The organism is Microbacterium sp. ARD31, from assembly GCF_031844425.1.
This window is the reverse complement of sequence record NZ_JAUZVE010000009.1, coordinates 133,139-156,829: the sequence shown is the minus strand read 5'-3', so window position 1 is coordinate 156,829 and position 23,691 is coordinate 133,139. Positions and strand designations below refer to the sequence as shown.

Genomic DNA, 23,691 nt, shown 5'->3' with positions numbered 1-23,691 from the left:
CGGGGGAGTCTTCACGTACTCCGTGCGGAGTACGGCGAGGTGTCTGCCGTGGGGGGACGCGCCGGTCCCCGCCGGGTTGGAACCCTGCTCGTCATGACGACCGAGCTGCAAGCGCCCAGCCCCACGACTGGTGACACCGGGGCAAGGAGACCGCGCCCCAGGAGGGTGCTGCCCTGGCTCGTGCTGGCGGCATGGGTGGGGATGGTGGTCGGCGGCCTGTCCCTGGCCGGCAGGCTCGACTCGGTGACTCGCGACAACCAGGCCGACTACCTGCCGGCCAGCGCCCAGTCGACCGAGGTGCTCGCGGCGGAGGCCGGTCTGCCCAACGGTGGCGACGGTCTGCTCGTGGTCGTGTACGAACGGTCCGACGGCATCCGGCCGGGCGATCGGGCGGCCGCGGCGCGGCACTACACCGAGCTGGCGGAGCGCTTCGGCAACCGGCCGGTGACGGCTCCCGAGATCGCGGCGTCCAGTCGCGGGACGTCGCTCGTCCTCGCGCTGCCCCTGAACAGCCGGTGGGCCACCGACGAGGCCGAGGCCACCACGGTGGCGGATGCCCGCGAGGTGCTGGCGGACCGACCGGACGGTCTGGACGCGTACGTCACCGGCCCGTCAGCGATCGGGGCCGACATGGACGAGGTGTTCGACTCCGTCGACGCGACGTTGATGCTCGCCACCGCGGTGGTCGTGGCACTCCTGCTGATCCTGACGTACCGCAGTCCGTTGCTCTGGCTCGTCCCGCTCGTCGCGGTCGGGGTCGCGGCGGTCACGTCGATTGGCGCCGTGTACGCACTCACGCAGGTCTTCGACTTCACCATCACCAGCATGAGCTCGGCGCTGCTGATCGTGCTGGTGTTCGGTGCGGGCACCGACTACGCCCTGCTGCTGGTGTCCCGCTACCGCGAGGAGCTGCACCGACACGAGCGCCCGGCCGACGCCATGCTGGCGGCGCTGCGCGGCGCCGGGCCGGCCATCGCCGCTTCGGCCGGCACCGTGGCAGCAGGGTTGCTGTGCTTGTTGGCTGCGGACCTCAACAGCACCAGCGGTCTCGGCCCGGTGGGCGCCGCGGGCATCGGGGCCTCGTTGCTGGTCATGCTGACGTTCTTCCCGGCCCTGCTGGTGGTGCTCGGGCGCCGGATCTTCTGGCCGTTCGTGCCGCGGCTCGGGGCCGAGGCGCGTGCGTCAGGGTCTCGGTGGGCTCGGTTGGGCGAGCTCGTCGATCGACGGCGCGTCGTGAGCTGGGCGGTGCCGATGGTGGTCCTGGGTGCCCTGTCCCTCGGACTGGTCGGTGCCAGCGGGTCGCTTCCGCAGCTGGACCAGTTCGCCCGTGCCACACCCGACTCGGTGGTGGGAGCGAAGCTGATCGACGAGCGCTTCCCCGGCCAGGGCGGTCAGCCGGTCACCGTGATGAGCCGGCCGGACGTGAGCGCCGACGTCCTGGCGGCCGTCCGGAGCACGCCCGGGGTCGCCAGCGCCACGACGGGGCAGGCCAGCGAGGACTGGGTGGAGATCTCGGCGATCCCGGTCGACTCGCCGGAGAGCGCCGGCGAGACGGCGACGATCAAGCGGCTGCGGAGCGACCTGCAGGAGCTGGCCGGTGACGACGCGCTGGTCGGCGGGCCGAGTGCCGAGCTGCTGGACACGGACGAGACGAACGCGAGCGACCGCAACCGCGTGATCCCATTGATCCTGCTGGTGGTGCTCGTCATCCTCGGGTTGCTGCTGCGGGCCGTCGTGGCTCCGCTGGTGCTCGTGGCCACCGTCGTGGTGTCGTTCTTCGGAGCCCTCGGACTGTGCAACCTGGTGTTCGAGCGCGTGCTCGGCTTCACCGGCTGGGAGTCATCGGTGCTCCTGATCGGGTTCCTGTTCCTGGTCGCGCTCGGCGTCGACTACAACATCTTCCTGATGAGCCGGGTGCGTGAGGAAGCCGTGCGGCACGGGACCCTGGAGGGCACGAAGCGTGGCCTCGCGGTGACAGGTGGCGTGATCACCTCGGCCGGGATGGTGCTCGCGGCGACCTTCGCGGTGCTGGCCACGTTGCCCCTCGTCATGCTCATCCAGGTGGGGATACTGGTCGCCGTCGGTGTGTTCATCGACACCTTGCTGGTGCGCTCCGTCGTGGTGCCTGCGTTGACGATGTCGCTGGGTCCGCGGATCTGGTGGCCCAGCAAGCTCTGGCGCACGAGAGAGGAGCGGGTCGATGTCCCCGTGTGAGCGATGAGGGCGCTTCGCCCGCCGGTGGCCGACGGGCTGCTGGCGGCGGGGTCGTTCGTGCTGGGCGTCGGCGTCGCGTCCATGCTCGAGGTGGTCGACTTCGACGGCGAGCGGCGGGTGGACCTGTGGGCGATCGTGCTGCTGGGCGCGATGTCGGTGCCGCTGCTGGCTCGCCGTCGCCGGCCGATCCTCGTCGTCCTCCTCGTCCTCGCCATCTCGACGCCCTACCACCTCCTCGACTATCCCCACGAGGCCACGATGCCGGCCTCGCTCGTGGCGGCGTTCGCGGCTGCGCGCCACAGCGAACCGCACCGGAGGCCGATCGCCGCCCTCGTGGCGGTGGCCGCGGTGACGGTGCCCGTCCTCGCCGACGAGACATCGGGCGCGCTGAGCGATGCCCTCCTCGGCGTCGGCTGGCTCCTCATGGCCTTCTTCGCCGGGTTGGCGGTCCGCTTCCGGGAGAGCTGGAGAGGCGCTGTCGCCGCGCGGCTGGAGCAGGAGCGTGCCGACGAGGTCGAGCGTCGCGTCACCGAGGAGCGGGTCCTGATCGCCGCCGAGCTGCACGACGTCCTGGCCCACGGCCTGGCCGTCGCGAACGTCCAGGCGTCCGTCGCCGCGCACCTCATCGACCAGCTGCCGGACCGCGGGGACGCGTCCCTGAAGGAGCTGTCCACCACGCTGCACGACCTGTCGGACACGAGCCGGGCCACGCTGCACGAGCTGCGCGCCGTCCTGGACGTGCTGCACGGTGGTGACACCGAACCGACCGAGCCGGCGCCGCACCTCGGCGAGCTGCGGCGCCTGGTGGAGCTGGCGGAGGCCGCCCGTGTCCGCGTCGACCTGGAGACCACCGGGCTGCCGGACGAGCTGCCGTCGACGGTGTCGGTCGTGGCCTACCGGATCATCCAGGAGTCACTGACGAATGTCGTCCGGCACTCGGAGGCCGACCACGTCTGCGTCCGTCTCGCCCGGGACGGCGCCCGGCTGCTGGTCACGGTCGTGGACGGTGGGCCCGCACGCCCGGGCTCGATGGCGGCACCGGACGGCTTCGGGATCGCCGGGATGACGGGGCGAGCACGGGCCGTCGGTGGCGAGCTGCACGCCGGGCCGGTGACGTCGGGAGGGTTCGAGGTGCGGGCGAGCCTGCCGCTGCCCGAGACCTGGCAGGCTCCGACGTGATCCGGGTCCTGCTCGCCGACGACCAGACCCTGGTGCGCGGCGCCTTCGCGCTGCTGGTCGGCTCGGCTGACGACATGGAGGTCGTCGGGGAGGCCGGCACCGGCGACGAGGCGGTGACGCTGACCAGGGACCTGGGTCCGGACGTCGTGCTGATGGACATCAGGATGCCGGGCACCGACGGCATCGAAGCGACTCGCCAGATCGTCGCCGACGAGGCATCGCGCGGCAGCAAGGTCCTCATCCTGACGACGTTCGAGACGGACACCAACGTCCTGCGCGGGCTGCGCGCGGGGGCATGCGGCTTCCTGCCCAAGGACACCCGCCCGGACGTCCTGCTCGACGCCATCCGCACCGTCGCCGCCGGCGAGTCCTTGCTCTCGCCCGGCGCGACCAGGGCGGTCATCGCCCGCGCCTTGAGTCGCCCCGACGTCGCTGCGCCCGAACGGCTGGCCAGCCTGACCGAGCGCGAACGGGAGGTGCTCCGCCTGGTCGCCGCGGGCCTGAGCAACCAGGAGATCGCGGACGAGCTGGTCGTCAGCCCGCTGACCGCCAAGACCCACGTCGCGCGCATCCTCGCGAAGATGGGCGCCCGCGACCGGGTCCAGCTCGTGATCGCGGCGTACGAAGCCGGACTCGCCTGACGCGTCGCACGAGCGGGCAGCGCTCCCTCCCCGTACTCCGCACGGAGTACGGGGAGGTGTCTTCCCTGGGCGGACGATTCGCGGAGCGCGGGCTGCGAGCGTGGACCTACGAGCTGTCAGGCCCTCGCAACCAAGGAGCACAACGGACATGAGCCCGACCGAACACGACGCAGCACGACCGCTGATGGGGCGACGCGGCTTCGTCGCAGGCGCGGCCGCACTCGGCGCCGGCGTGGGATGGTCCGCGTCGGCACTCGCAGGACGCGGCAATGACCCGGTGGAGCCCGAGGGCTCCCTCACGGAGAGGGACATCTGGCTCCGTGACGAGGACCTGAGGTTCATCGGCACGGAGGAGACCTTCTCGACCCCCGAGCTGATGAGGCTGAACTCCCTCAACCAGGATCACATCGCCTTCCTCACCGAGATCGGTCTGGCTGACCTCGGCGAACGTCGCCTCCGCGACATGGACCAAGGGGGACTCGACGTCCAGATCCTCTCGGCGCACACGCCCTCGGTGCAGAACGTCCCCGGGCGGGAGGGCATCGACTTCGCCCGTCGTCTCAACCGGCAGCTGGTGGAAGGCCCGATGGCCGAGCACCCGGACCGCTTCCAGGCCTTCGCGACCCTTCCCCTGCAGAGCCCCGAGGCGGCGGCCGACGAGCTCGAACGGTGTGTTCGCGACGACGGGTTCCTGGGCGCGCTGACCAACGGGCACATCACCTCGAGGTACCTCGACCATCCCGACTTCGAGCCCGTCCTGGCGCGTGCGCAGGCCCTTGACGTCCCGATCTACCTGCATCCCGGGTACCCGTCCGACGCCGTCTACCGGACCTACTACGCGACGACCCGGCCGGAGTACACCAGGGAGTACCAGGACTACATCTTCAGCGGGTCCGGGCTCGGCTGGCACCAGGAGGTGCTGGTCCAGGCCGTGCGGATGATCACCTACGGGGTCTTCGACAGGTTCCCCCGGTTGAAGATCGTCATCGGCCACATGGGCGAAGGCCTGCCGTTCTACTACGAGCGGATCGCCAACGACATGGGGGAGCCGACCCAGAAGTCGCTCGAGAAGCCCGTCGAGCAGTACTTCCAGGACAACTTCTGGTTCACGACCAGCGCGTTCTTCCAGGACGACCTGCTCCACCTCCTGCTGAAGTACATCAGCGTCGACCGCGTCATGTTCGCGACGGACTATCCCTTCATCGACAGCATCAAGGAGGGGACCGACTGGTTCCGGGCAGTCGACCTGCCACGCGAGGACAAGGAGAAGATCGCGTTCCGCAACGCCGAGAAGCTGTTCGGCATCACGATCTGACAGGCTCCGGCTCGCCCGTCAGAGGTAGCGGTCGAACCATTCGAGGATCCGGTCGGGTTCCCGCTGGAAGTAGGCGTAGCCGTCCCATCGGCGCGTCGTCCCCTCGATCCAGAACAGGTCCTTCTCGTCGGTGGCGATGTTGTCGTGGATCGCCTGGACGTCGCTCGGATGCGTGTAGACGTCGTCGCGCACCTGGTAGAGCAGCGTCGGCACCCGCACGCTGCTCGCCCACGGGACCGGCGACATCTCGTCGATGTGGAAGCTCGTCCTGCGGAAGACGAGCTCATCGAGCTCCGGCATCCGTTCGACGGGGATCCCGAACCGCTCGAGGGCGCGTCCCATGGACACCCCGGCGGACAACGGCTGGGGGGTGACCATGCACCGCACGTCGTCGAACTCCGCGGGGGCGCGGGTCATGGCCTTCATCGTGGCGTTGGCGCCGACGCACCGGCTGAACAGGCCGATGCGCGCTCCGGCGAGGTCGGGCCTGCTCCGCGCGTAGCGCAACGACCCGATGACGTCGCGCGACTCGAAGTTCCCGACGGTGAAGACGCCGCCGTTGCCCGTGCCGCTCTGGCCGAAGTTCCGCAGGTCGTAGGCGAGCACGTGGTAGCCGGCGTCGTGGAGCAGCTTGTAGTCAGGCACGAAGTCGACCTCGAAGTCGTTGCCCGTCGCGGCGGCGATGGAGCGCCACGGCTCGAGGTGGGACGGCAGCCCGGCGCGGGTGAACCAACGCGGGTGGTTGGCGATGACCAACCGGTCCGAGCCCGGGGCAGGGATGAACCACCCCTCGAGCGGTACGCCGTCCTCGGACGGGAAGGTCACGTCCTCGTAGTCCAGACCTACCTCCGACGGTCGGTGGTGGATCGGGGCGCGGGGCCAGTCGACGAAGCTGTCGGCCATCTTCTGGAGCGTCTCGGTGACGCGTGGGTCATGTGTCGCAGTCATGGCATCGACCGTGCCGTCTGCGGGCGGACGCAACCAGACACACCCTGTACCTGTCACGGACCGTGATCGCCTCGCACACTGGAGTCGTGGACAAGGACGAGCTGGCAGGGTTCCTGCGGAGCAGGCGGGAGCGCATCACCCCCGCGGACGTGGGCCTGCCGGCCGGCACCCGGCGACGTACACCGGGACTGCGCCGGGAGGAGGTCGCCCAGCTGGCGTTCATCTCGACCGAGTACTACACCCGCCTCGAGCAGGGGCGTGCGCCGTGGCCGTCCCGGGAGGTGCTGGCCGGCCTCACGCGCGCCCTCCGGCTCGACGACGCCGAGCGGGACCACCTCCACCGGCTCGCCGGCTCGCCGGTGGCCGAGCGGCTGGGTCCGTCGCGCGAGGTGCGCGCGAGCGTCCTGGAGCTGATCGACCGCGTGCCCCACGCCGCCGCGCTCGTCACCTCGGCGACCTTCGAGGTGATTGCCTGGAACCCGCTCGCGGCAGCGCTGATGGAGGACTTCTCGGCGCTCGCGCGCCAGGAACGCAACCTGGCCCGTCGCCTGTTCTTGGGGCCGCACCGGCACGGCCAGCGGCTCTACGGTGTGTCCGACCTCGAGGAGTTCGGGCGCTACGCCGCGGCCAGGCTCCGCGTGGCCGTCGCGCGTTACCCGCACGACCCGGAGCTGGGCAGGCTCGTCGCCGAGCTGCAGCAGGGCAGCGAGGAGTTCGCCCGGCTCTGGGAGCTGCACGACGTCACGGCGCAACCGGCTCTCGTCAAGACGTTCGACCACCGCGTCGTGGGTCCCGTCACGGTCGCCTGTGACACCTTCGACATCACCGAGCAGGGCCAGCAGCTCGTCCTCTACACCGCCGAGCCCGGCTCGCCGGACGAGGCGTCGCTGCAGCTGCTGTCGGTCATCGGCACCCAGCGCATGGACGAGGCGCGCTGAGTCGTCGCAGGCTCGGGCAGACTGGCGGCCATGACAGTGCGGCCGGTCGACATGCCGGCGATCGACTTCGGCGAGGGCGCGCGCTGGTGGGCGTCGGGCCCGGTCCACGGCCCCGTCCAGGTCGACCTGATGGCCGGGCGGCTGCTCTCGGTCGGGCCCGCCGGGATCGCCGAGCTGCTCGCCCTCGACGTGCCGCTGGGCGCCGCGGCGCCGCGCGCGGGGGGAGGCCTGGCGCTGGTGGCGGGCACCGGCGTACGCCTCCTGGACGAGGACGGCGAGGCGGTCGTGATCGACACCGGGCTGGACCCGCGAGCGATGCGGGTCAACGATGCGTGCACCGACGTGACGGGACGGCTGTGGTTCGGCGTGATGGCGTACGACGCCGAGCCGGGCGCCGGCTCCCTGTGGTGCCTCGAGCCCGACCGGACCCTGACGCGCGTCCTGCAGGGGCTGACCATCCCCAACGGGCCGGTGATCGACCACGAGCGAGGATGGCTCTACCTCGCCGACAGCGACCGCGGCCTCATCCGTCGCGGCCCGGTCGACGTCGCCACCGGCGAGCTGGGCACCCTCGAGAGGTTCGCGCAGGTGCCGGACGCCAGTCCGGACGGGATGGCCCTGGACGACGAGGGCATGCTCTGGAGCGCGCTGTGGGGCGGTTCCCGGCTGCACGGCTACGACACCGACGGCTCGCTCGCCGCCGTCGTGCCGCTCCCGACGAGCCAGCCGACCAGCATCGCGTTCGACCCGGCCGGCGGACCGGCCCTGGTCACCACCGCACGGCACGGCCTGGCGCGCCCGGGTGACCTCGACGGCGCGTCCCTCTGGGTCAACCTCCAGCGGTCCGCTCCTGCGGCACCGCCCTACGCCGGGTGAGTCGCGGAGCTGTCGGTCCCTAGGCCCCCGGCCAGAGCGAGTGGTAGGCGTTGATCGCCGGCTGGCCGCCGAGGTGGGCGTAGAGCACGTGCGAGTCGCGGGGGATCTCGCGCGAGGTGACCAGGTCGACGAGGCCGGCGAGGGACTTCCCCTCGTAGACCGGGTCGGTGATCATCGCCTCGAGCCGGGCGCCGAGCGCCATCGCCTCCATCGTCGAGTCGACGGGGATCCCGTAGAGGTCGCCGGCCCAGCCCTCGAGCACGGTGACCTCGTCGTCGCGCAGGTCGCGGCCGAGCTTGATCAGCTCGGCGGTGTGGCGGGCGATCCGCCCGACCTGGTCGCGGGTCTTCTCCAGCGTCGCACTGGCGTCGATGCCGAGGACGCGTCGGCGTACGCCGGTGAGGTCCTCGAGGGCCGCGAAGCCGGCGATCATGCCGGCGTGCGTCGAGCCGGTGACGGTGCACACCACGATGGTGTCGAAGGTGACGCCGAGCGCCTTCTCCTGCTCGGCGACCTCGAAGGCCCAGTGGGCGAAGCCCAGGCCGCCGAGGCGGTGCTCGCTCGCCCCCGCCGGGATGGCGTACGGCGTGCCGCCGGCCTCCTCGACCTCGCGGATCGCCTCCTTCCACGAGTCGCGGATGCCGATGTCGAACCCGTGGGGGTCCAGGCGCGAGTCGGCGCCCATCATCCGGCTGAGCAGGATGTTGCCGACCTGCGTGTTCGTGGGGTCGTCCCACGGCACCCACTTCTCCTGCACCAGGCGGCACTTCAGCCCGAGGTGCGCGGCGACCGCGGCGACCTGGCGGGTGTGGTTGGACTGGTAGCCGCCGATGGAGACGAGCGTGTCGGCGCCGGAGGCGAGGACGTCCGGGACGATGTACTCCAGCTTGCGGACCTTGTTGCCCCCGAAGGCCAGGCCGCTGTTGACGTCCTCCCGCTTGGCCCAGACCTGCGCCCCACCGCCCTGGGCGGCGAGGTGCGCGGTGAGCCGCGCGAGGTGGTGGACGGGGGACGGGCCGAAGGTGAGCGGGTGGCGCTCGAACTGGTCGAGGATCATGCATGCAATATATCGCAGAGGCTAGCCCTCGGGCGACAGCTCGTGGAAGGTCCCGAAGGCGATGGCCGACGCGCCCTCGACGTCACCCGCGGCGCAGAGGCGGATCAGCTCCGCGTGCCGGGCGACGGAGTCGCGGCCGTCGATGGAGGCGAACCGCAGTCGCTCGGCACGGCGCAGCACCGGGGTGAACTGCTCCAGCACGGTGAGCAGGGACTGGTTGCCACACACGGCGACGGGCACCCCGTGCAGCTCGTCGTCGGCGGCGAGCGCGGCGTCCACGTCGCCGGCGAGGACCGCCTGCTCGAAGCGGCTGTTGGCCTCGCGCATCCGCTCGACGTCCTCGTCGGTGAGGCTGGGCACGGCCTCGCGGACCGCGAGCTCGTGCATCGCGGCCACCACGTCACGCGCCTCGCGGACCGCCCGCTCGCTGATCGTGCTCACCGTGGTCGACCGCCCGGGGCGAGCCACCACCAGCCCGGTCTGGCCGAGCCGCAGGAGCGCCTCGCGCACCGGCGTCCGGCTCACGCCCAGCCAGGTCGCGAGCTCGGCGTCACGGAGCTGCTCGCCGGGCTCGAAGGTGCCGTCGATGATGGCGTCGCGCAGCCGGCCGTACACGTCGTCGCGCAGGAGCCGTCGGTCGGGCGGGGGCGAGGCGGCGGGGATCGGCATGCGACGTATTGCACATCGCATGCCGACCGGCGTCAAAGCGCCGCGGTGCCGGCGTTCTCGGCAGCGCTGACGATCACCTCGGCGACGGCGTCGGCCTGGGTGGCGTACGCCGCGTGGCTGCCCGGCACGGTGGTGATGGTCGCGCCGGCCCGCTCCGCCATGTGGCGCAGCATGGCCTGGTCGAACGCCCTGTCCTCGGTCCCGAAGACCGCCCAGCTCGGCTTCTGCCGCCACGCGGCCTGGGAGACCGTCTGGCCGAAGACCGCCATGTTGATCGGCACCTGGCTGTCGCGCAGGAACGCGGCGTCGGCGTCGCTGGCGTCCGCGGCGAAGCCCTGCTGGAACGCCGCGTGGTTGTGGAAGCCGTAGCCGTCGTCCCCGACGTCGATCACGAAGTCGGGCGTCTCGGCGAAGCCCTCGTAGAGCTGGTTGGAGTCCTCGCCCGCGTCAGGGACGAGGGCTGCGACGTAGACCAGGCCGGCCACCTTGTCGTGGACGCCGGCCTCGGTGATGACCGTCCCGCCCCACGAGTGGCCGACCAGGATCGTCGGGCCGTCCTGCAGGTCGAGCACCCGGCGCGTGGCGGCGACGTCGTCCTCGAGAGACGTCAGCGGGTTCTGCACGATGCTCACGCGGAACCCGCGTTGCGTCAGCCGGTCGTGGACCCCCCGCCAGCCGGAGCCGTCGGCGAACGCGCCGTGGACGAGGACGACGTTGGTGATGCCTGCGGTGCTGGTCATGGGATCTCCTTGGGTCGGAATTGATATGCAATATATTGCAGCGGCGGACGGCGGGCGTCAAGGTATGTGGGCCGGGACGGATACTGGGGTCACCCGACCACCGCTCGCGCGAGAGTGAGGCACCGCATGACCGACGTCCTCGTCACCGGCGCCCGTGCCAAGACGGGCGCCCCGCTGACCGACCTGCTGGCGCAGGAGCCGGGCATCGTCGTCCGCGCCGGGACGCGGGACCCGTGTCTCCTGCGTGCGAGCACTGCGGCTGCCCGGCCGGTGCGCTTCGACTGGGACGACCCGACCACGTGGCCGGGCGCCGTGGACGGGGTGCATGGCGTCTTCGTGGTGCGCCCCGACCGCGCGGACGCGCCCGAGCTCGTCGCCGACCTCGTCGCGACGACCCCGGACTCGGCCAGGGTGGTCCTGCTGTCCGAGCTCGACCGCGGCTACTTCGGTCCGGACGACTGGGCGCCCCGCGTCGAGCGGGCCGTCCGTGAGGGAGGGCGGCCGTGGACGATCCTGCGCCCGGGGTGGTTCATGCAGGTCCTCGCCGACCCGCGCTTCTTCCTCGACGACCTCGTGCAGGAGGGCCGGCTGCCACTGGTGACCGCGGGCGCGGCCGTGTCCTGGATCGACAGCCGCGACATCGCCGCCGTGGCGGCGCGTGCCCTGCTCGAGGACGGGCACGCCGGCCGGGTCCACGAGCTCACCGGCCCCGAGGCGCTGACCCTCGTCGAGACCGCCGAGGTGCTCGGCTCGGTGCTGGGGCGCACCGTGCGACCCGTCGAGCTGACGATGGACGAGGCGCTCGCGGGGGTCGACGACGACTTCCAGCGCCGCAACGACGAGGGCGCCTACGACCGCATCCGGACGGGGATGTTCGGCACGCTCACCGACACGGTCGAGCAGGTGACGGGGCGCCCGCCGCGCACGCTGCGCGAGTTCGCCGCCGAGGTCCTCGCCCCCGCGGCCGCAGCGACCTGATCAGCCGCGTCTCGGGGCGCTGAGCGCCGCGTCGACCGCGGTGGGGGACAGCACCTCGTCCAGGGCGAGCTGCGCGCACCCGACCAGCCCGGCCCGCTCGCCGTGGGCCACCGGGACCACCTGCAGGTCGCGGCCCGCCAGGGCCGTCGTGCTGGCGAAGAGCCCCTCGCGCAGGCCGGCGGAGAACACGTCGAAGGCGCCGGCCATGTCGCCGCCGACGGCGACCACGCGCGGGTTCGTGACGATGACGATGGCGGCGAGGGCCTCGCCGACGTGGCGCCCCGACTCGCGTACGACGGCCCGCGCGCGGCCGTCGCCCCCGACGGCGCGGGTGACGAGGTCGCGGACGTGGTGCACCTCGTCGCTGCCGAGTGCCTCGACGAGGGCCCAGCCGCCGGCGACGGCCTCGAGGCAGCCCACGTCTCCGCACCGGCACGGCAGGCCGGCGGCCGCGGCGACCTTGACGTGCCCGAGCTGCCCCGCGGCGCCGCGGTGCCCGCGCACGATCCGGCCGTCGGCGACCAGTCCGAGCCCGATGCCGGTGGACGCCTTGAGGACGAGCGCGTCGTCGCGCTCGTCGAGGGTGGTGGGCGCGACGCGCAGCTGGGAGAGGGCCATGACGTTGCAGTCGGTGTCGATGAGCACCGGCGCGGAGGTCACCTGGCGCACGTAGGGAGCCAGCGGGACGCCGTCCCACCCGGCGAGTGCAGGCGAGTCGGCGCTCATCAGCCGCTCGGCGTCGACGACGCCCGCCAGGGAGATGCCGACGCCCCTCACGTCGTCGGGCGAGCGGCCGAGGGAGGCCAGCAGCTCGGCGAGGTGCCGGACCACGACCGGCATCACCTCGTGCGGGCCGGCCCCCACCTCCTGCTCGTGGCTCACCGAGGCGAGCTCGGAGCCGTCGAGGTCGTGGACGGCCACCTGCGAGCGGCTGCGGCCCAGCGCGACCGCCAGCACCACCCCAGCGCCGGCGTTGAGCACGAGCGTGCCGGCGGGGCGCCCGCCGGTGGCGGACTCCTGCTCGCCCCCGACGACCAGCCCCGCCCGCTCGAGGGTGGCGAGCCGGGCCGTGACGGCGGTCCGGGACAGGCCAGTGACACGCCCGAGCTCCCCACGCGTGGTCGCCCGCCCGGAGCGGATCAACGCGAGCAGCTCGCCCGCGCTGGTGGGCTGGGGCGGCGGGACGGGTGCGAGGGACATGGTGCCCAGATTGTGTCATCCCCTGAGATAAGTACAGAAGAAACCGAAGTTACGTTGCGAATGAACGGAATGGTCCGTAGCGTCCCGCTCCATGGTCTTCCCTTCGGCCGTCGAGCCCTGCGACTTCACCGTCTTCGGGGGCACGGGCGACCTCGCCCTGCGCAAGCTGCTCCCGGCCCTCTACCTCCGCGACCGCGACGGCCAGCTGCCCGACGGCTTCCGGGTGATCGGGGTGTCCCGGTCCGACGCCGACGACGAGGCGTACCGCGCGATGGTGCGCGACGCGCTCGTCCACCACGTCCGCGCGCAGGACCTCGACGACGACGTCGTCGACCGGCTGCTCGGCCGGTTGCACCACGTGGCGCTCGACATCGAGGACGTCGCGGACTGGCACCTCCTGCACGCCCGCCTCAAGGACGGTGCGGTCGGCGACGACGTCATCCGCGTCTTCTACCTCGCCGTCGCCCCCGGGCTGTTCGGCACCATCTGCGAGCACCTCGACGAGGTCGGCCTGGTGACCGAGCGCTCGCGGGTCGTCCTCGAGAAGCCCGTCGGCACCGACCTGGCCAGCGCCCGCGCCATCAACGAGGCCGTCGGCCGGGTCTTCGACGAGTCGAGCATCTTCCGCATCGACCACTACCTCGGCAAGGAGAGCGTCCAGAACCTGCTCGTCACCCGGTTCGCGAACACCTTCCTCGAGCCGCTGTGGAACAGCCGCTGGGTCGACCACGTCCAGATCACCGCCGCCGAGACGATCGGCGTGGGCGAGCGTGGGGCCTACTACGACCGGTCCGGCGCCCTGCGCGACATGGTCCAGAACCACCTGCTGCAGCTGCTGTGCCTCGTGGCGATGGAGCCTCCGACCTACGTCGACCGCGAGACCGTGCGCGACGAGAAGCTCAAGGTGCTGCAGGCGCTGCGCCCGATGACGCCCGAGCTCGTCGACCGCGACGTCGTCGCCGGCCAGTACGGCGTCGGGCTCTGCGACGGCGCACCCGCGCGGGCGTACGTCGACGAGGTGGGCGGCCCCTCCGACACCGAGACCTTCGTCGCGCTGCGCACCGAGGTGCAGAACTGGCGCTGGGCGGGCGTGCCGTTCTACCTGCGGACCGGCAAGCGGATGCCCGAGCGCGTCTCGGAGATCGTGGTGGTCTTCAAGGAGCCGCCGCACGCGATGTTCCCGAACAGCGAGGGACCCACCGAGCCCAACCGCCTGCACATCCGGGTCCAGCCCGACGAGGGGATGCGGCTGCACATGACGGCGAAGGAGCCCGGGCCCGGAGGGATCCGGTTGCACCCGGTGTCGCTCGACCTCAGCTACGCGGCGGCCTTCGGCGCCCGCTCGCCGGACGCCTACGAGCGCCTGCTCATGGACGTCGTCCGGGGCAACACGACGCTCTTCATGCGGCGCGACGAGGTCGAGGCCGCCTGGACCTGGGTCGCCCCGATCCTCGACCACTGGTCGCGCCCGACCCACCGACCCCGGCGCTACCCCGCCGGCACCGACGGACCCGCAGCCGCCACGACGCTCATGGAGCGCGACGGCCGATCCTGGCAGGAGACCGCATGAGCACCGTCCACCCCGTCCACCCCGTCGTCGCCGAGGTGACCGACCGCATCGCCCGGCGGAGCGCCCGCACGCGGGCGGCGTACCTCGAGCGCGTCGCGGCCGCCACCAGCGCCGGGCCGGCCCGGGGCCGCCTGGCCTGCGCCAACCTCGCCCACGGCTTCGCGGCCGCCGAGGGACCGGTGAAGGAGGGCCTGAAGTCCGGTCGCAAGCCCAACGTCGCGATCGTGTCGTCCTACAACGACATGCTCTCGGCGCACCAGCCGTTCCGGGACGTCCCGGAGGTCCTGAAGAAGGCCATCGTCCGGGCGGGTGGGCTCGCCCAGTTCGCCGGCGGGGTGCCGGCGATGTGCGACGGCATCACTCAGGGGCGCGCCGGGATGGAGCTCTCGCTGTTCAGCCGCGACCTCATCGCGATGTCGACGGCGGTGGCGCTCTCGCACGACATGTTCGACGCCGCGATGATGCTCGGCGTCTGCGACAAGATCGTGCCCGGGCTGCTGATCGGCGCGCTCTCGTTCGGCCACCTGCCGACCGTCTTCGTCCCGGCCGGCCCGATGCCGTCGGGGCTGCCCAACGGGGAGAAGGCCCGCGTGCGCCAGCTCTACGCCGAGGGCAAGGTCGGCCGCGAGGAGCTGCTGGAGGCGGAGGCGGCGTCCTACCACTCGGCGGGCACCTGCACGTTCTACGGCACCGCCAACAGCAACCAGATGCTGATGGAGGTGATGGGGCTGCACCTGCCGGACGCGACGTTCGCCAACCCGGGCACGCCCCTGCGTGAGGCACTGACGCGCGCCGCGGGGGAGCGGGCCGTCGCCATCACCGCAGCAGGCGGGGAGCCGACGCCGGTCGGCCGGCTGGTCGACGAGAAGGCGATCGTCAACGCCTGCGTCGCCCTGCTGGCCACCGGCGGCTCGACCAACCACACGATGCACCTCGTGGCGATCGCGTCCGCGGCCGGCATCACGCTGACGTGGGACGACCTGTCGGACCTGTCGGCGGCCGTGCCGCTGCTGACGCGGATCTACCCCAACGGCTCGGCCGACATCAACCACTTCGTCGCCGCCGGCGGCACGCCGTTCCTGGTGCACACGCTGCTCAAGCACGGCTACCTCCACGACGACGTGCTGACCGTCTCCGGCCGCGGGCTGTGGCGCCACACCAGCGAGGCCCGCCTCGACGGGGACCGCGTCACCTGGGAGGAGGGGCCGAAGGCCTCCCTCGACACCGCCGTCCTGCGGGGCGCCGACGACCCGTTCGCCGCGGACGGGGGCCTGCGGATGCTGTCCGGCCGGCTCGGTCGTGCCGTGGTGAAGACCTCGGCGGTCCGACCGGAGCACCGCGTCGTCACCGCCCCGGCCATGGTCTTCGACGACCAGGCCGACTTCCTCGCCGCCTTCGCCGAGGGCAGGCTCGACGGGCGCGACCTCGTCGCCGTGGTGCGCTACCAGGGGCCCGCGGCCAACGGCATGCCCGAGCTGCACAAGCTCATGCCGGTCCTGGGCGTGCTGCAGGACCGCGGGCAGCAGGTCGCGATCGTCACCGACGGCCGGATGTCCGGGGCGTCCGGCAAGGTCGCCGCCGCCATCCACGTCACCCCTGAGGCCGCGCTGGGGGGTCCGATCGCCCGCGTGCGCGACGGCGACCTGCTCACCGTCGACGCCGACGCGGGTGTCCTGGAGGTCGCGCTGTCCGACGCCGACCTGGACCGCCGCGAGACGACCGGCCGCGCCCCGCACGACGTGGAGTGGGCGGGCACCGGGCGCGAGCTGTTCTCCGGCTTCCGCGCCATCGTCGGCACCGCCGAGACCGGTGCGAGCGTCATCCGTCCCCTGCCCGCCCCCTCGGAGGAGGCTCCCCTTGCCCAGCACGTCTGACCAGCGGCCCGCCTCGGTCCTGTCCCTCGCGCCGGTCGTCCCCGTGGTCGTCCTCGACGACGTCGCGCACGCCGTCCCGGTCGCCCGGGCGCTCGTCGCCGGCGGCCTGCCGGTGATCGAGCTGACGCTGCGCACGCCGGTGGCGCTCGAGGCGCTCGCGGCGATCGCCGCCGAGGTCCCGGAGATCACCGTCGGGGCGGGCACCGTGCTGACCCCGGTCCAGGTCGACCAGGCCGTGGGGGCCGGGGCCCAGTTCCTCGTCTCCCCGGGGGCGACCCCGTCGCTGCTGGGAGCGATGGGCGCCTCGGGCGTGCCGTTCCTGCCCGGCACGGCGACGGTGTCGGAGGTGATGGCGGTCCTCGAGGCCGGCGTGACGGAGATGAAGTTCTTCCCCGCCGAGGCGTCCGGCGGGGCGGCGTACCTGCGGTCGATCGCCTCGCCCGTCCCGGCCGCCCGGTTCTGCCCCACCGGCGGCATCACTGCCGCCACCGCGGCGTCGTACCTCGCCCTGCCCAACGTGGGCTGCGTCGGTGGGTCGTGGCTGACCCCTTCCGACGCCCTCGCCGCCCAGGACTGGGACCGCGTGACGACGCTCGCCCGGGAGGGGGCCGCGCTCGGCACCTAGGATGCGCCGCATGGGGAACGGCAGCCGACGAGGAGGGCGCTCCCCGAGCATGGCGCAGGTCGCCGAACGGGCCGGTGTCTCGCACCAGACCGTCTCGCGCGTGCTCAACGACGCCTCGCTGGTCAAGGAGGAGACGCGGCTGCGCGTGCTCGCCGCCATCGAGGAGCTCGGCTACCGCCGCAACTACGCCGCGCGCATCCTGGCCACCAACCGCTCGCACCGCATCGGGATGGTCACCGCCCACCTCGGGCTGCACGGCCCGAGCATGATCGCGCTGGGCGTGCAGGAGGCCGGGTACGCCGCCGGGTACGACGTCTCGCTCATCGGTGTGCCGGAGTTCTCGGCCGAGCTCCTCGACCACGCCGTCGACCGGCTCTCCGACCAGGCCGTCGAGGCGATCGTCGTGGCGGTCGCCCACCGGGAGGCCGCGGAGCTCACCCGGTCACTCCAGCTCCCCGTCCCGATCGTCACCGTCCAGGGCGTCGCGGCGGGCACCCCGCTCTCGGCGAGCATCGACCAGGAGGCCGGCGCGGTGCTGGCCGTCGGCCACCTCCTCGACCTGGGGCACCGCCACGTCGCCCACCTCGCCGGTCCCTCCGACTGGGTGGAGGCCGAGCAGCGGCGGGCCGGCTGGCGCCGCGCCCACGAGGAGCGGGGGCTGCTGCCGGGGCCGGAGCTGACCGGCGACTGGTCTCCCGCGAGCGGCCACCGGGCGGGACTCCTGATCGCCGAGGACCCGGACGTCACCGCGGTCTTCGCCGGCAACGACTCGATGGCGCTCGGCCTGCTCAACGCCCTGCACGAGCGCGGCCGGCGGGTGCCCGAGGACGTCAGCGTCGTGGGGTTCGACGACCTGCCCGAGGCGGCGTACTTCTGGCCGCCGCTGACCACGGTCGCGCAGGACTTCGCCGAGCTGGGCCGGCGCGCGCTCGCGGTGGCGCTGGCCGCCGTGCGCGGCGAGGACGACGCCGTCCGCGACCCGATCGCGCCGACCCTCACGGTGCGGCGGTCCACTGCCCGCCCCGGGTGAACGTTCACATCTGAGTCCCCCAAATGGGTCAGAGCCCTTGACGGGACCAAATGTTAGCGCTCACACTCATCGCACGTGACGCCAGTCACACGGGCGGCCCCGCCCCATCGATGTGGAGGAAAGACAGTGGTGAAGAAGACCCTGGTCGCCGCGACGGCGATCACGTTGAGCACCTTCGCTCTCACCAGCTGCGGGAGCAGCGACGCGAGCTCTGACTCGGCCAGCGACGACGGCACCATCACCATGGGGTTCGCCCAGGTCGGGGCCGAGAGCGGCTGGCGCACCGCGAACACCAAGTCCATCCAGGACACCGCGAAGCAGGAGGGCATCGAGCTCAAGTTCACCGACGCCCAGGGCAAGCAGGAGAACCAGATCGCCGCGATCCGGTCCTACATCCAGCAGAAGGTCGACATCATCGCCTTCAGCCCCGTCGTCGAGACCGGCTTCGACGCCGTGCTGCAGGAGGCCAAGGCCGCCGGCATCCCGGTGATCCTCACCGACCGGGCGGTCGACGTCGAGGACACCTCCCTCTACGAGACCTTCCTCGGCTCTGACTTCGTCCTCGAGGGGGAGAAGGCCGGCGAATGGCTGGTCGAGAACGCGAAGGACGCCGACGTCGACGGCGACGGCACGGTCAACGTCGTCCAGCTCGAGGGCACCACCGGCGCGGCCCCGGCCATCGACCGGGCCGAGGGCTTCGCCGAGAAGATCGCCGCCGACGACTCGATCGAGGTCACCGCGTCCCAGACCGGCGACTTCACCCGTGACGGCGGCAAGCAGGTGATGGAGTCCTTCCTGCAGTCCGACGACAGCATCGACGTGGTCTTCGCCCACAACGACGACATGGGCCTCGGCGCCATCGAGGCGATCGAGGCGGCCGGCCTCGAGCCCGGCAAGGACATCAAGATCATCACGATCGACGCGGTCAAGGACGGCATGCAGGCCCTCGCCGACGGCAAGATCAACTTCATCGTCGAGTGCAACCCGCTGCTCGGTCCCCAGCTGATGGACCTGGCCCAGAAGGTCCTCGACGGCGAGGAGGTCCCCGAGCGCGTGGTCACCGAGGAGGGCACCTTCACGCAGGAGCAGGCCAAGGAAGTCCTGCCGGACCGGCAGTACTGACCCGCCCGACCAGCAGCGCGGCCCGCGCCACCCGCGGGCCGCGCCGCGCGCCCGACGCCGACCCGAGGCAGGGAGGAACGAGATGACCCAGATGAGGACGCCGGCCAGACCCACGCCCGTGCCCACGCCGGACCGGCCGCCGGTGATCGAGATGCGCGACATCTCCATCACCTTCGGTGCCGTCTGCGCGCTCGACGGGGTGTCCGTGCGGCTCTTCCCGGGCGAGGTGCACGCCCTGATGGGCGAGAACGGCGCCGGCAAGTCGACCCTCATCAAGGCCCTCACCGGCGTGTACGGCATCGACGCGGGCGTCGTCACGATCGAGGGCGAGCAGCACGAGTTCTCCAGCCCGGCAGCCGCCCAGGCCGCCGGCATCAGCACGGTCTACCAGGAGGTCAACCTGGTGCCGAACCTGACCGTCGCGGAGAACATGCTGCTCGGCCGCGAGCCGCGCCGCTTCGGGTCGATCGACGTGCGGGAGATGAACCGCCGGGCCCGCCGCACGCTGCTCCACCTCGGCATCGACGTCGACCCCCGCACGGTCCTCGACGAGCACCCGATCGCCGTGCAGCAGCTCGTGGCGATCGCCCGTGCGGTCGACGTCGAGGCCAAGGTGCTGATCCTCGACGAGCCGACCTCGAGCCTCGACGCCGACGAGGTGGAGAAGCTCTTCGCCGTCATGCGCCGTCTGCGCGAGGAGGGGGTCGCGATCGTCTTCGTCTCCCACTTCCTCGACCAGGTCTACGAGATCGCGGACCGGATGACGATCCTGCGCAACGGCCGCCTCGTCGAGGAGCGGATGGTCGCCGACACCACGCAGCTCGAGCTCGTGCGCCTGATGATCGGCCGCGAGCTCGAGGTGCTCGACCGGCTCGACCGCGCCGCCCCGCAGACCGCCGGCGAGTCCGGCACCCCGGTGCTCACCGCGGTCGGGCTGGGCCGCAAGAACACCCTCGAGGCGACCGACCTCGCACTGTTCGAGGGCGAGGTCGTCGGGATCGCCGGCCTGCTCGGCTCCGGCCGCACCGAGCTGGCCCGGCTGCTCTTCGGCGCCGACACCGCCGACACCGGCGAGCTGACGGTCCGCTCCGAGCGGCGCCGCCTGCGCAGCCCCCGGCACGCCATCGACCGGCGGATCGCCTTCTCGAGCGAGGACCGCAAGGCCGAGGGCGTGGTCGGCGACCTGACCGTGGCCGACAACATGCTGCTCGCGCTGCAGGCCTCGCGCGGCTGGCTCCGGCCCATCCCGCAGGCCGCCCGCACGCGGCTGGTCCGGGACTACATCGAGGCGCTCGACATCCGCCCGGCGGACCCGATGGCCCTGATGCGCCACCTGTCCGGGGGCAACCAGCAGAAGGTCCTGCTCGCCCGCTGGTTGATCACCGACCCCGAGATCCTGATCCTCGACGAGCCCACCCGCGGCATCGACATCGGCGCGAAGGCCCAGATCCAGGCCAAGGTCGCCGAGCTCGCCGCGCAGGGGATGTCCGTCGTCTTCATCTCCGCCGAGCTGGAGGAGGTCCTGCGGCTCAGCGACCGGCTCGTGGTGATGCGCGACCGCCGCAAGATCCACGAGCAGGTCAACGACGAGGTCAGCGTCCGCGACGTCCTCGAGGTCATCGCGGGCGAGGCCCGCGCCGAGGAGGAGCCCGATGCCTGACACACCCACCCTCGCCCAGCGGGTCCTGCGCCACCAGCTGCTGTGGCCGGTGCTCGCGCTGGTCGTGCTGCTGCTGGTCAACGTCGTCGCCAAGCCGGCCTTCCTCGACGTACGCATGCAGGACGGCCACCTCTACGGCAACCTCGTCGACATCGTCCGCAACAGCGCGCCGGTGATGCTGGTCGCGCTCGGCATGACGCTGGTCATCGCGACCCGCGGCATCGACCTCTCCGTCGGCGCGATCGCCGCCATCGCCGCGGCGGTCGCCTGCACCCGGATCATCGGTGCCGGCGACGAGGGCGCGCTCAGCACCGCCGTGATGGCGACGACGTACGCCGTCGTGGTCTGCGTGGTGCTAGGTGCCTGGAACGGCCTGCTGGTCTCGGTCCTCGGCATCCAGCCGATCATCGCGACGCTGATCCTGATGGTGGCCGGACGCGGCATCTCGATGGCCGTCACCGACGGCCAGATCACGACCGTCAACAACCCCTGGTTCAGCGACCTCGCCTCGGGGTTCGTGCTGACGCTGCCGCTGGCGTTCCTGATCGCCGTCGGCATGGTGCTGCTCACCGCGCTGCTCACCCGGCGCACGGCGCTGGGCATGCTCATCGAGGCCGTCGGCATCAACCCCGAGGCCAGCCGGCTCGCCGGCGTGCGCGCCCGCACGATCATCTGGACCGTCTACGCCTTCTCCGGCCTGTGCGCGGGCCTCGCCGGCCTGGTGATCGCCGCCAACACCAACTCGGTCAACGCCAACAGCCTGGGCCTGTGGATCGAGCTCGACGCGATCCTCGCCGTGGTCATCGGCGGCACCTCGCTGATGGGCGGGCGCTTCTCCCTGGCCGGCACCGTCGTCGGGGCGCTCTTCATCGCCACCCTGACCCGCACCATCCCGAACATCGGGATCCCCTCGGAGGTCAACTACCTCTTCAAGGCCGTCGTGGTGATCGCGGTGTGCCTCCTCCAGTCGCCGAAGGCCCGCGCCCTGCTGCGCGTGCGGAGGCCCGGCGCCCCGACCCTCGCGAACGGAGCCCCAGCATGAGCGCCGTCACCGTCCCCACCGCCTCGGCCTGGGACCGGGTGCGGACCTACCGACCCCCCGACCGCTACCTGCCGATCATCGCGACGGCGGCGCTGTTCGTCGGCCTGTTCGGCGTCGGCGGGATGCGCTACGACGGCCTCACCGACCCGCAGGTCCTGCTGTCCCTGCTCATCGACAACGCGTTCCTGGTCGTGCTGGGCGTCGGGATGACCTTCGTCATCCTCACCGGCGGCATCGACCTGTCGGTCGGCTCGGTCGTCGCGCTCTCGACGATGATCGCGGCGAAGACGCTCGACCTCGGCTGGTCGCCCTGGCTCTCGATGGTCACGGTGCTGGCCACCGGCACGCTGCTCGGCCTGCTGATGGGGCTGCTGATCCACTACTTCGACATCCAGCCCTTCATCGCGACGCTGGCCGGGTTGTTCCTGGCCCGCGGCCTCACCTACCTGATCAGCGTCGAGTCGATCTCGATCAAGGACCCCACGTTCACCGAGCTGGCGTTCCGGACGGTCTGGATCGGTGACTACTACGTCCGCTGGACCGCCCTCGTCGCGCTGGCCACCGTCGTGGTCGCCGCCTACGTCCTGGCCCGCACCCGGTTCGGGCGGACGGTCTACGCCATCGGCGGCAACGAGGCGTCCGCGATGCTGATGGGCCTGCGGGTCGCCGCGACCAAGGTCGGCGTCTACGTCATCAGCGGCTTCTGCGCCGCGCTGGCGGGCCTGCTCTTCTCGCTCTACATCCTCTCAGGCAACAGCCTCCACGCGATCGGGATGGAGCTCGACGCCATCGCGGCCGTCGTCATCGGCGGCACCCTGCTCACCGGTGGGCGCGGCTACGTCCTCGGCTCGCTGCTCGGCGTGCTGGTGCTCGGCATCATCAAGACCCTCATCTCCTTCGACGGGACCCTCAGCTCGTACTGGATCCGGATCATCACGGGCGTGCTGCTCCTCGGCTTCGTCGTGGTGCAGCGCTTCGCGACCAGGCGCCGGGCATGAGCGAGGTCCGGCGTACGCCGGTGATGGCCGACGTGGCGCGGCTCGCCGGGGTCTCCCACCAGACCGTGTCCCGGGTCATCAACGGCCAGGACAACCTGCGGCCCGCGACCCGGGAGAAGGTCGAGGAGGCCATCCGCCAGCTGGGCTACCGCCCCAACACCGCCGCCCGCGCGCTGGTCACCCGCAAGTCCGCGACCATCGGCGTGATCGGCTCCAAGAGCGGCTACTGGGGTCCGTCGACGGTGCACCGGACCATCCAGGCGGCCGGTCGCGACGCGGGCTACTTCGTCAGCTCGGTCAACCTCCAGAGCATGACCCGCGACGAGCTCGTCGACGCGATCGACCACCTGCGCCACCAGGGTGTCGAGGCCATCGTGCTCATCCACGCCACCGATGCCGCCGTCGAGGTGGCCCGCGGGCAGGAGCAGTGGGGCGTGCCGGTGGTCGTCGTCGAGGGTGATCCCGCCAAGGCGCGGTGGACCGTCGGCGTCGACCAGGTGGCCGGCGCAGAGGCGGCGACCCGCCACCTCGTCGAGCTCGGGCACACCGACATCGTCCACCTGGCCGGCCCGCAGGAGTGGACCGAGGCCCGCGCCCGGCTGCAGGGGTGGCAGGACGCGATGTACGCCGCCGGGCTGCGGCCCTCGCAGCACGTCACCGGCGACTGGTCGGCCGCGAGCGGCTTCGAGCTCGGCCGCGACATCGCGCGCCGGGAGGACGTCACCGCCGTGTTCTGCGCCAACGACCAGATGGCGCTCGGCCTGCTGCGCGCGCTGAGCGAGGCCGGGCGCGCCGTGCCGGGCGGGCCCGGCGGCGTCAGCGTCGTCGGGTTCGACGACATCCCGGAGGCGGCGTACCTCGTCCCGCCCCTCACCACCGTGCGGCAGGACTTCGAGGCCGTCGGCCGGCGCGCCATCGAGATCCTGCGCGCTGCCCTCGCCGGGGACCCCGGACCCGAGCGACTCATCAAGCCCGAGCTGGTCGTGCGCGCCAGCACCGAGAGGACCTCCTGACC

21 protein-coding genes are annotated in these 23,691 nt (G+C 72.1%); 16 read left to right on the top strand and 5 right to left on the bottom strand.

From position 1 onward, the window contains the following. Window positions 1–93 precede the first annotated feature (93 nt). From Q9S36_RS22190 to Q9S36_RS22175, 4 genes are all read left to right on the top strand, one after another. Window positions 94–2,214 carry an MMPL family transporter gene (locus Q9S36_RS22190; RefSeq protein ID WP_311287027.1) on the top strand — a complete coding sequence of 707 codons (2,121 nt, stop codon included), beginning with the start codon at window positions 94–96 and terminating at the stop codon, window positions 2,212–2,214. A gap of 3 nt (window positions 2,215–2,217) precedes the next feature. Beyond that, window positions 2,218–3,393, top strand: a complete 1,176-nt coding sequence (locus tag Q9S36_RS22185; protein ID WP_311287026.1) for a sensor histidine kinase — start codon at window positions 2,218–2,220, stop codon at window positions 3,391–3,393. Then, window positions 3,390–4,034, top strand: coding sequence for a response regulator transcription factor (locus tag Q9S36_RS22180; protein WP_311287025.1), 645 nt, complete (start codon window positions 3,390–3,392; stop codon window positions 4,032–4,034). Before Q9S36_RS22185 ends, Q9S36_RS22180 begins: the two co-directional genes overlap by 4 nt. 148 nt (window positions 4,035–4,182) lie before the next feature. After that, window positions 4,183–5,349: an amidohydrolase family protein gene (locus Q9S36_RS22175; protein WP_311287024.1), complete on the top strand. Its 1,167-nt coding sequence runs from the start codon at window positions 4,183–4,185 to the stop codon at window positions 5,347–5,349. 18 nt (window positions 5,350–5,367) lie between these two features. Here the strand turns inward: Q9S36_RS22175 and Q9S36_RS22170 are convergent, their stop codons facing one another. Then, window positions 5,368–6,297: an alpha/beta hydrolase gene (locus Q9S36_RS22170; protein WP_311287023.1), complete on the bottom strand. Its 930-nt coding sequence runs from the start codon at window positions 6,295–6,297 to the stop codon at window positions 5,368–5,370. 86 nt (window positions 6,298–6,383) lie between these two features. Here Q9S36_RS22170 and Q9S36_RS22165 point away from each other — a divergent pair, with 86 nt between their 5' ends. Together Q9S36_RS22165 and Q9S36_RS22160 are read left to right on the top strand one after the other, a co-directional pair. Beyond that, window positions 6,384–7,235, top strand: a complete 852-nt coding sequence (locus tag Q9S36_RS22165; RefSeq protein ID WP_311287022.1) for a helix-turn-helix transcriptional regulator — start codon at window positions 6,384–6,386, stop codon at window positions 7,233–7,235. 30 nt (window positions 7,236–7,265) lie between these two features. Continuing rightward, a complete protein-coding gene (locus tag Q9S36_RS22160) occupies window positions 7,266–8,111 on the top strand; it encodes an SMP-30/gluconolactonase/LRE family protein (RefSeq protein WP_311287021.1) in 846 nt (281 codons plus the stop codon). A 19-nt stretch (window positions 8,112–8,130) separates the two neighbouring features. On the opposite strand, the gene Q9S36_RS22155 is transcribed toward Q9S36_RS22160, so the two are convergent. From Q9S36_RS22155 to Q9S36_RS22145, 3 genes are read right to left on the bottom strand one after another with little or no spacing between them, the layout of a single operon-like run. Further along, window positions 8,131–9,168 (bottom strand): 1-aminocyclopropane-1-carboxylate deaminase, encoded by a 1,038-nt coding sequence (locus Q9S36_RS22155; RefSeq protein WP_311287020.1) that lies wholly within the window; start codon window positions 9,166–9,168, stop codon window positions 8,131–8,133. A 21-nt stretch (window positions 9,169–9,189) separates the two neighbouring features. After that, window positions 9,190–9,837 (bottom strand): GntR family transcriptional regulator, encoded by a 648-nt coding sequence (locus Q9S36_RS22150; RefSeq protein ID WP_311287019.1) that lies wholly within the window; start codon window positions 9,835–9,837, stop codon window positions 9,190–9,192. A 32-nt stretch (window positions 9,838–9,869) separates the two neighbouring features. After that, on the bottom strand, window positions 9,870–10,577 hold the full coding sequence (locus Q9S36_RS22145) for an alpha/beta hydrolase (RefSeq protein ID WP_311287018.1): 708 nt from the start codon (window positions 10,575–10,577) through the stop codon (window positions 9,870–9,872). Between the two features lie 126 nt (window positions 10,578–10,703). On the opposite strand from Q9S36_RS22145, the gene Q9S36_RS22140 reads away from it, so the two are divergent. Further along, window positions 10,704–11,555 (top strand): NAD(P)H-binding protein, encoded by an 852-nt coding sequence (locus tag Q9S36_RS22140; RefSeq protein WP_311287017.1) that lies wholly within the window; start codon window positions 10,704–10,706, stop codon window positions 11,553–11,555. Here the strand turns inward: Q9S36_RS22140 and Q9S36_RS22135 are convergent, their stop codons facing one another. Further along, the gene (locus Q9S36_RS22135) at window positions 11,556–12,755 is read right to left on the bottom strand and encodes an ROK family transcriptional regulator (RefSeq protein ID WP_311287016.1); all 1,200 of its coding nucleotides are present in this window, start codon (window positions 12,753–12,755) and stop codon (window positions 11,556–11,558) included. Window positions 12,756–12,846: 91 nt separating this feature from the next. Here Q9S36_RS22135 and zwf point away from each other — a divergent pair, with 91 nt between their 5' ends. The 9 genes from zwf (at window position 12,847) to Q9S36_RS22090 (ending at window position 23,689) form a co-directional block, all read left to right on the top strand. Continuing rightward, a complete protein-coding gene (zwf, locus tag Q9S36_RS22130) occupies window positions 12,847–14,325 on the top strand; it encodes a glucose-6-phosphate dehydrogenase (RefSeq protein WP_311287015.1) in 1,479 nt (492 codons plus the stop codon). Continuing rightward, window positions 14,322–16,199, top strand: a complete 1,878-nt coding sequence (edd, locus tag Q9S36_RS22125) for a phosphogluconate dehydratase (protein WP_311287014.1) — start codon at window positions 14,322–14,324, stop codon at window positions 16,197–16,199. The genes zwf and edd overlap by 4 nt, the downstream gene beginning before the upstream one ends. After that, entirely contained in the window at window positions 16,183–16,824 is a 642-nt protein-coding gene (gene eda / locus Q9S36_RS22120; protein ID WP_311287013.1) for a bifunctional 4-hydroxy-2-oxoglutarate aldolase/2-dehydro-3-deoxy-phosphogluconate aldolase, read from the top strand. The genes edd and eda overlap by 17 nt, the downstream gene beginning before the upstream one ends. A gap of 10 nt (window positions 16,825–16,834) precedes the next feature. Continuing rightward, a complete protein-coding gene (locus Q9S36_RS22115) occupies window positions 16,835–17,854 on the top strand; it encodes a LacI family DNA-binding transcriptional regulator (protein ID WP_311287012.1) in 1,020 nt (339 codons plus the stop codon). Between the two features lie 126 nt (window positions 17,855–17,980). Next, complete coding sequence (locus tag Q9S36_RS22110) at window positions 17,981–18,976, top strand: ABC transporter substrate-binding protein (protein WP_396653813.1); 996 nt, start codon at window positions 17,981–17,983, stop codon at window positions 18,974–18,976. 82 nt (window positions 18,977–19,058) lie between these two features. Further along, the gene (locus Q9S36_RS22105; RefSeq protein ID WP_311287010.1) at window positions 19,059–20,636 is read left to right on the top strand and encodes a sugar ABC transporter ATP-binding protein; all 1,578 of its coding nucleotides are present in this window, start codon (window positions 19,059–19,061) and stop codon (window positions 20,634–20,636) included. Then, a complete protein-coding gene (locus Q9S36_RS22100; protein ID WP_311287009.1) occupies window positions 20,629–21,678 on the top strand; it encodes an ABC transporter permease in 1,050 nt (349 codons plus the stop codon). Before Q9S36_RS22105 ends, Q9S36_RS22100 begins: the two co-directional genes overlap by 8 nt. Further along, the gene (yjfF, locus tag Q9S36_RS22095) at window positions 21,675–22,676 is read left to right on the top strand and encodes a galactofuranose ABC transporter, permease protein YjfF (RefSeq protein ID WP_311287008.1); all 1,002 of its coding nucleotides are present in this window, start codon (window positions 21,675–21,677) and stop codon (window positions 22,674–22,676) included. Before Q9S36_RS22100 ends, yjfF begins: the two co-directional genes overlap by 4 nt. Further along, on the top strand, window positions 22,673–23,689 hold the full coding sequence (locus Q9S36_RS22090) for a LacI family DNA-binding transcriptional regulator (RefSeq protein ID WP_311287007.1): 1,017 nt from the start codon (window positions 22,673–22,675) through the stop codon (window positions 23,687–23,689). The genes yjfF and Q9S36_RS22090 overlap by 4 nt, the downstream gene beginning before the upstream one ends. Window positions 23,690–23,691: the final 2 nt, after the last annotated feature.

Coding starts and splice junctions, on each gene's coding strand:
- Q9S36_RS22190 (WP_311287027.1), top strand. CDS start 94: ATGACGACCGAGCTGCAAGCGCCCAGCCCCACGACTGGTGACACCGGG.
- Q9S36_RS22185 (WP_311287026.1), top strand. CDS start 2,218: ATGAGGGCGCTTCGCCCGCCGGTGGCCGACGGGCTGCTGGCGGCGGGG.
- Q9S36_RS22175 (WP_311287024.1), top strand. CDS start 4,183: ATGAGCCCGACCGAACACGACGCAGCACGACCGCTGATGGGGCGACGC.
- Q9S36_RS22170 (WP_311287023.1), bottom strand. CDS start 6,297: ATGACTGCGACACATGACCCACGCGTCACCGAGACGCTCCAGAAGATG.
- Q9S36_RS22160 (WP_311287021.1), top strand. CDS start 7,266: ATGACAGTGCGGCCGGTCGACATGCCGGCGATCGACTTCGGCGAGGGC.
- Q9S36_RS22155 (WP_311287020.1), bottom strand. CDS start 9,168: ATGATCCTCGACCAGTTCGAGCGCCACCCGCTCACCTTCGGCCCGTCC.
- Q9S36_RS22150 (WP_311287019.1), bottom strand. CDS start 9,837: ATGCCGATCCCCGCCGCCTCGCCCCCGCCCGACCGACGGCTCCTGCGC.
- Q9S36_RS22145 (WP_311287018.1), bottom strand. CDS start 10,577: ATGACCAGCACCGCAGGCATCACCAACGTCGTCCTCGTCCACGGCGCG.
- Q9S36_RS22140 (WP_311287017.1), top strand. CDS start 10,704: ATGACCGACGTCCTCGTCACCGGCGCCCGTGCCAAGACGGGCGCCCCG.
- Q9S36_RS22135 (WP_311287016.1), bottom strand. CDS start 12,755: ATGTCCCTCGCACCCGTCCCGCCGCCCCAGCCCACCAGCGCGGGCGAG.
- zwf (WP_311287015.1), top strand. CDS start 12,847: ATGGTCTTCCCTTCGGCCGTCGAGCCCTGCGACTTCACCGTCTTCGGG.
- edd (WP_311287014.1), top strand. CDS start 14,322: ATGAGCACCGTCCACCCCGTCCACCCCGTCGTCGCCGAGGTGACCGAC.
- Q9S36_RS22115 (WP_311287012.1), top strand. CDS start 16,835: ATGGGGAACGGCAGCCGACGAGGAGGGCGCTCCCCGAGCATGGCGCAG.
- Q9S36_RS22105 (WP_311287010.1), top strand. CDS start 19,059: ATGACCCAGATGAGGACGCCGGCCAGACCCACGCCCGTGCCCACGCCG.
- Q9S36_RS22100 (WP_311287009.1), top strand. CDS start 20,629: ATGCCTGACACACCCACCCTCGCCCAGCGGGTCCTGCGCCACCAGCTG.
- yjfF (WP_311287008.1), top strand. CDS start 21,675: ATGAGCGCCGTCACCGTCCCCACCGCCTCGGCCTGGGACCGGGTGCGG.
- Q9S36_RS22090 (WP_311287007.1), top strand. CDS start 22,673: ATGAGCGAGGTCCGGCGTACGCCGGTGATGGCCGACGTGGCGCGGCTC.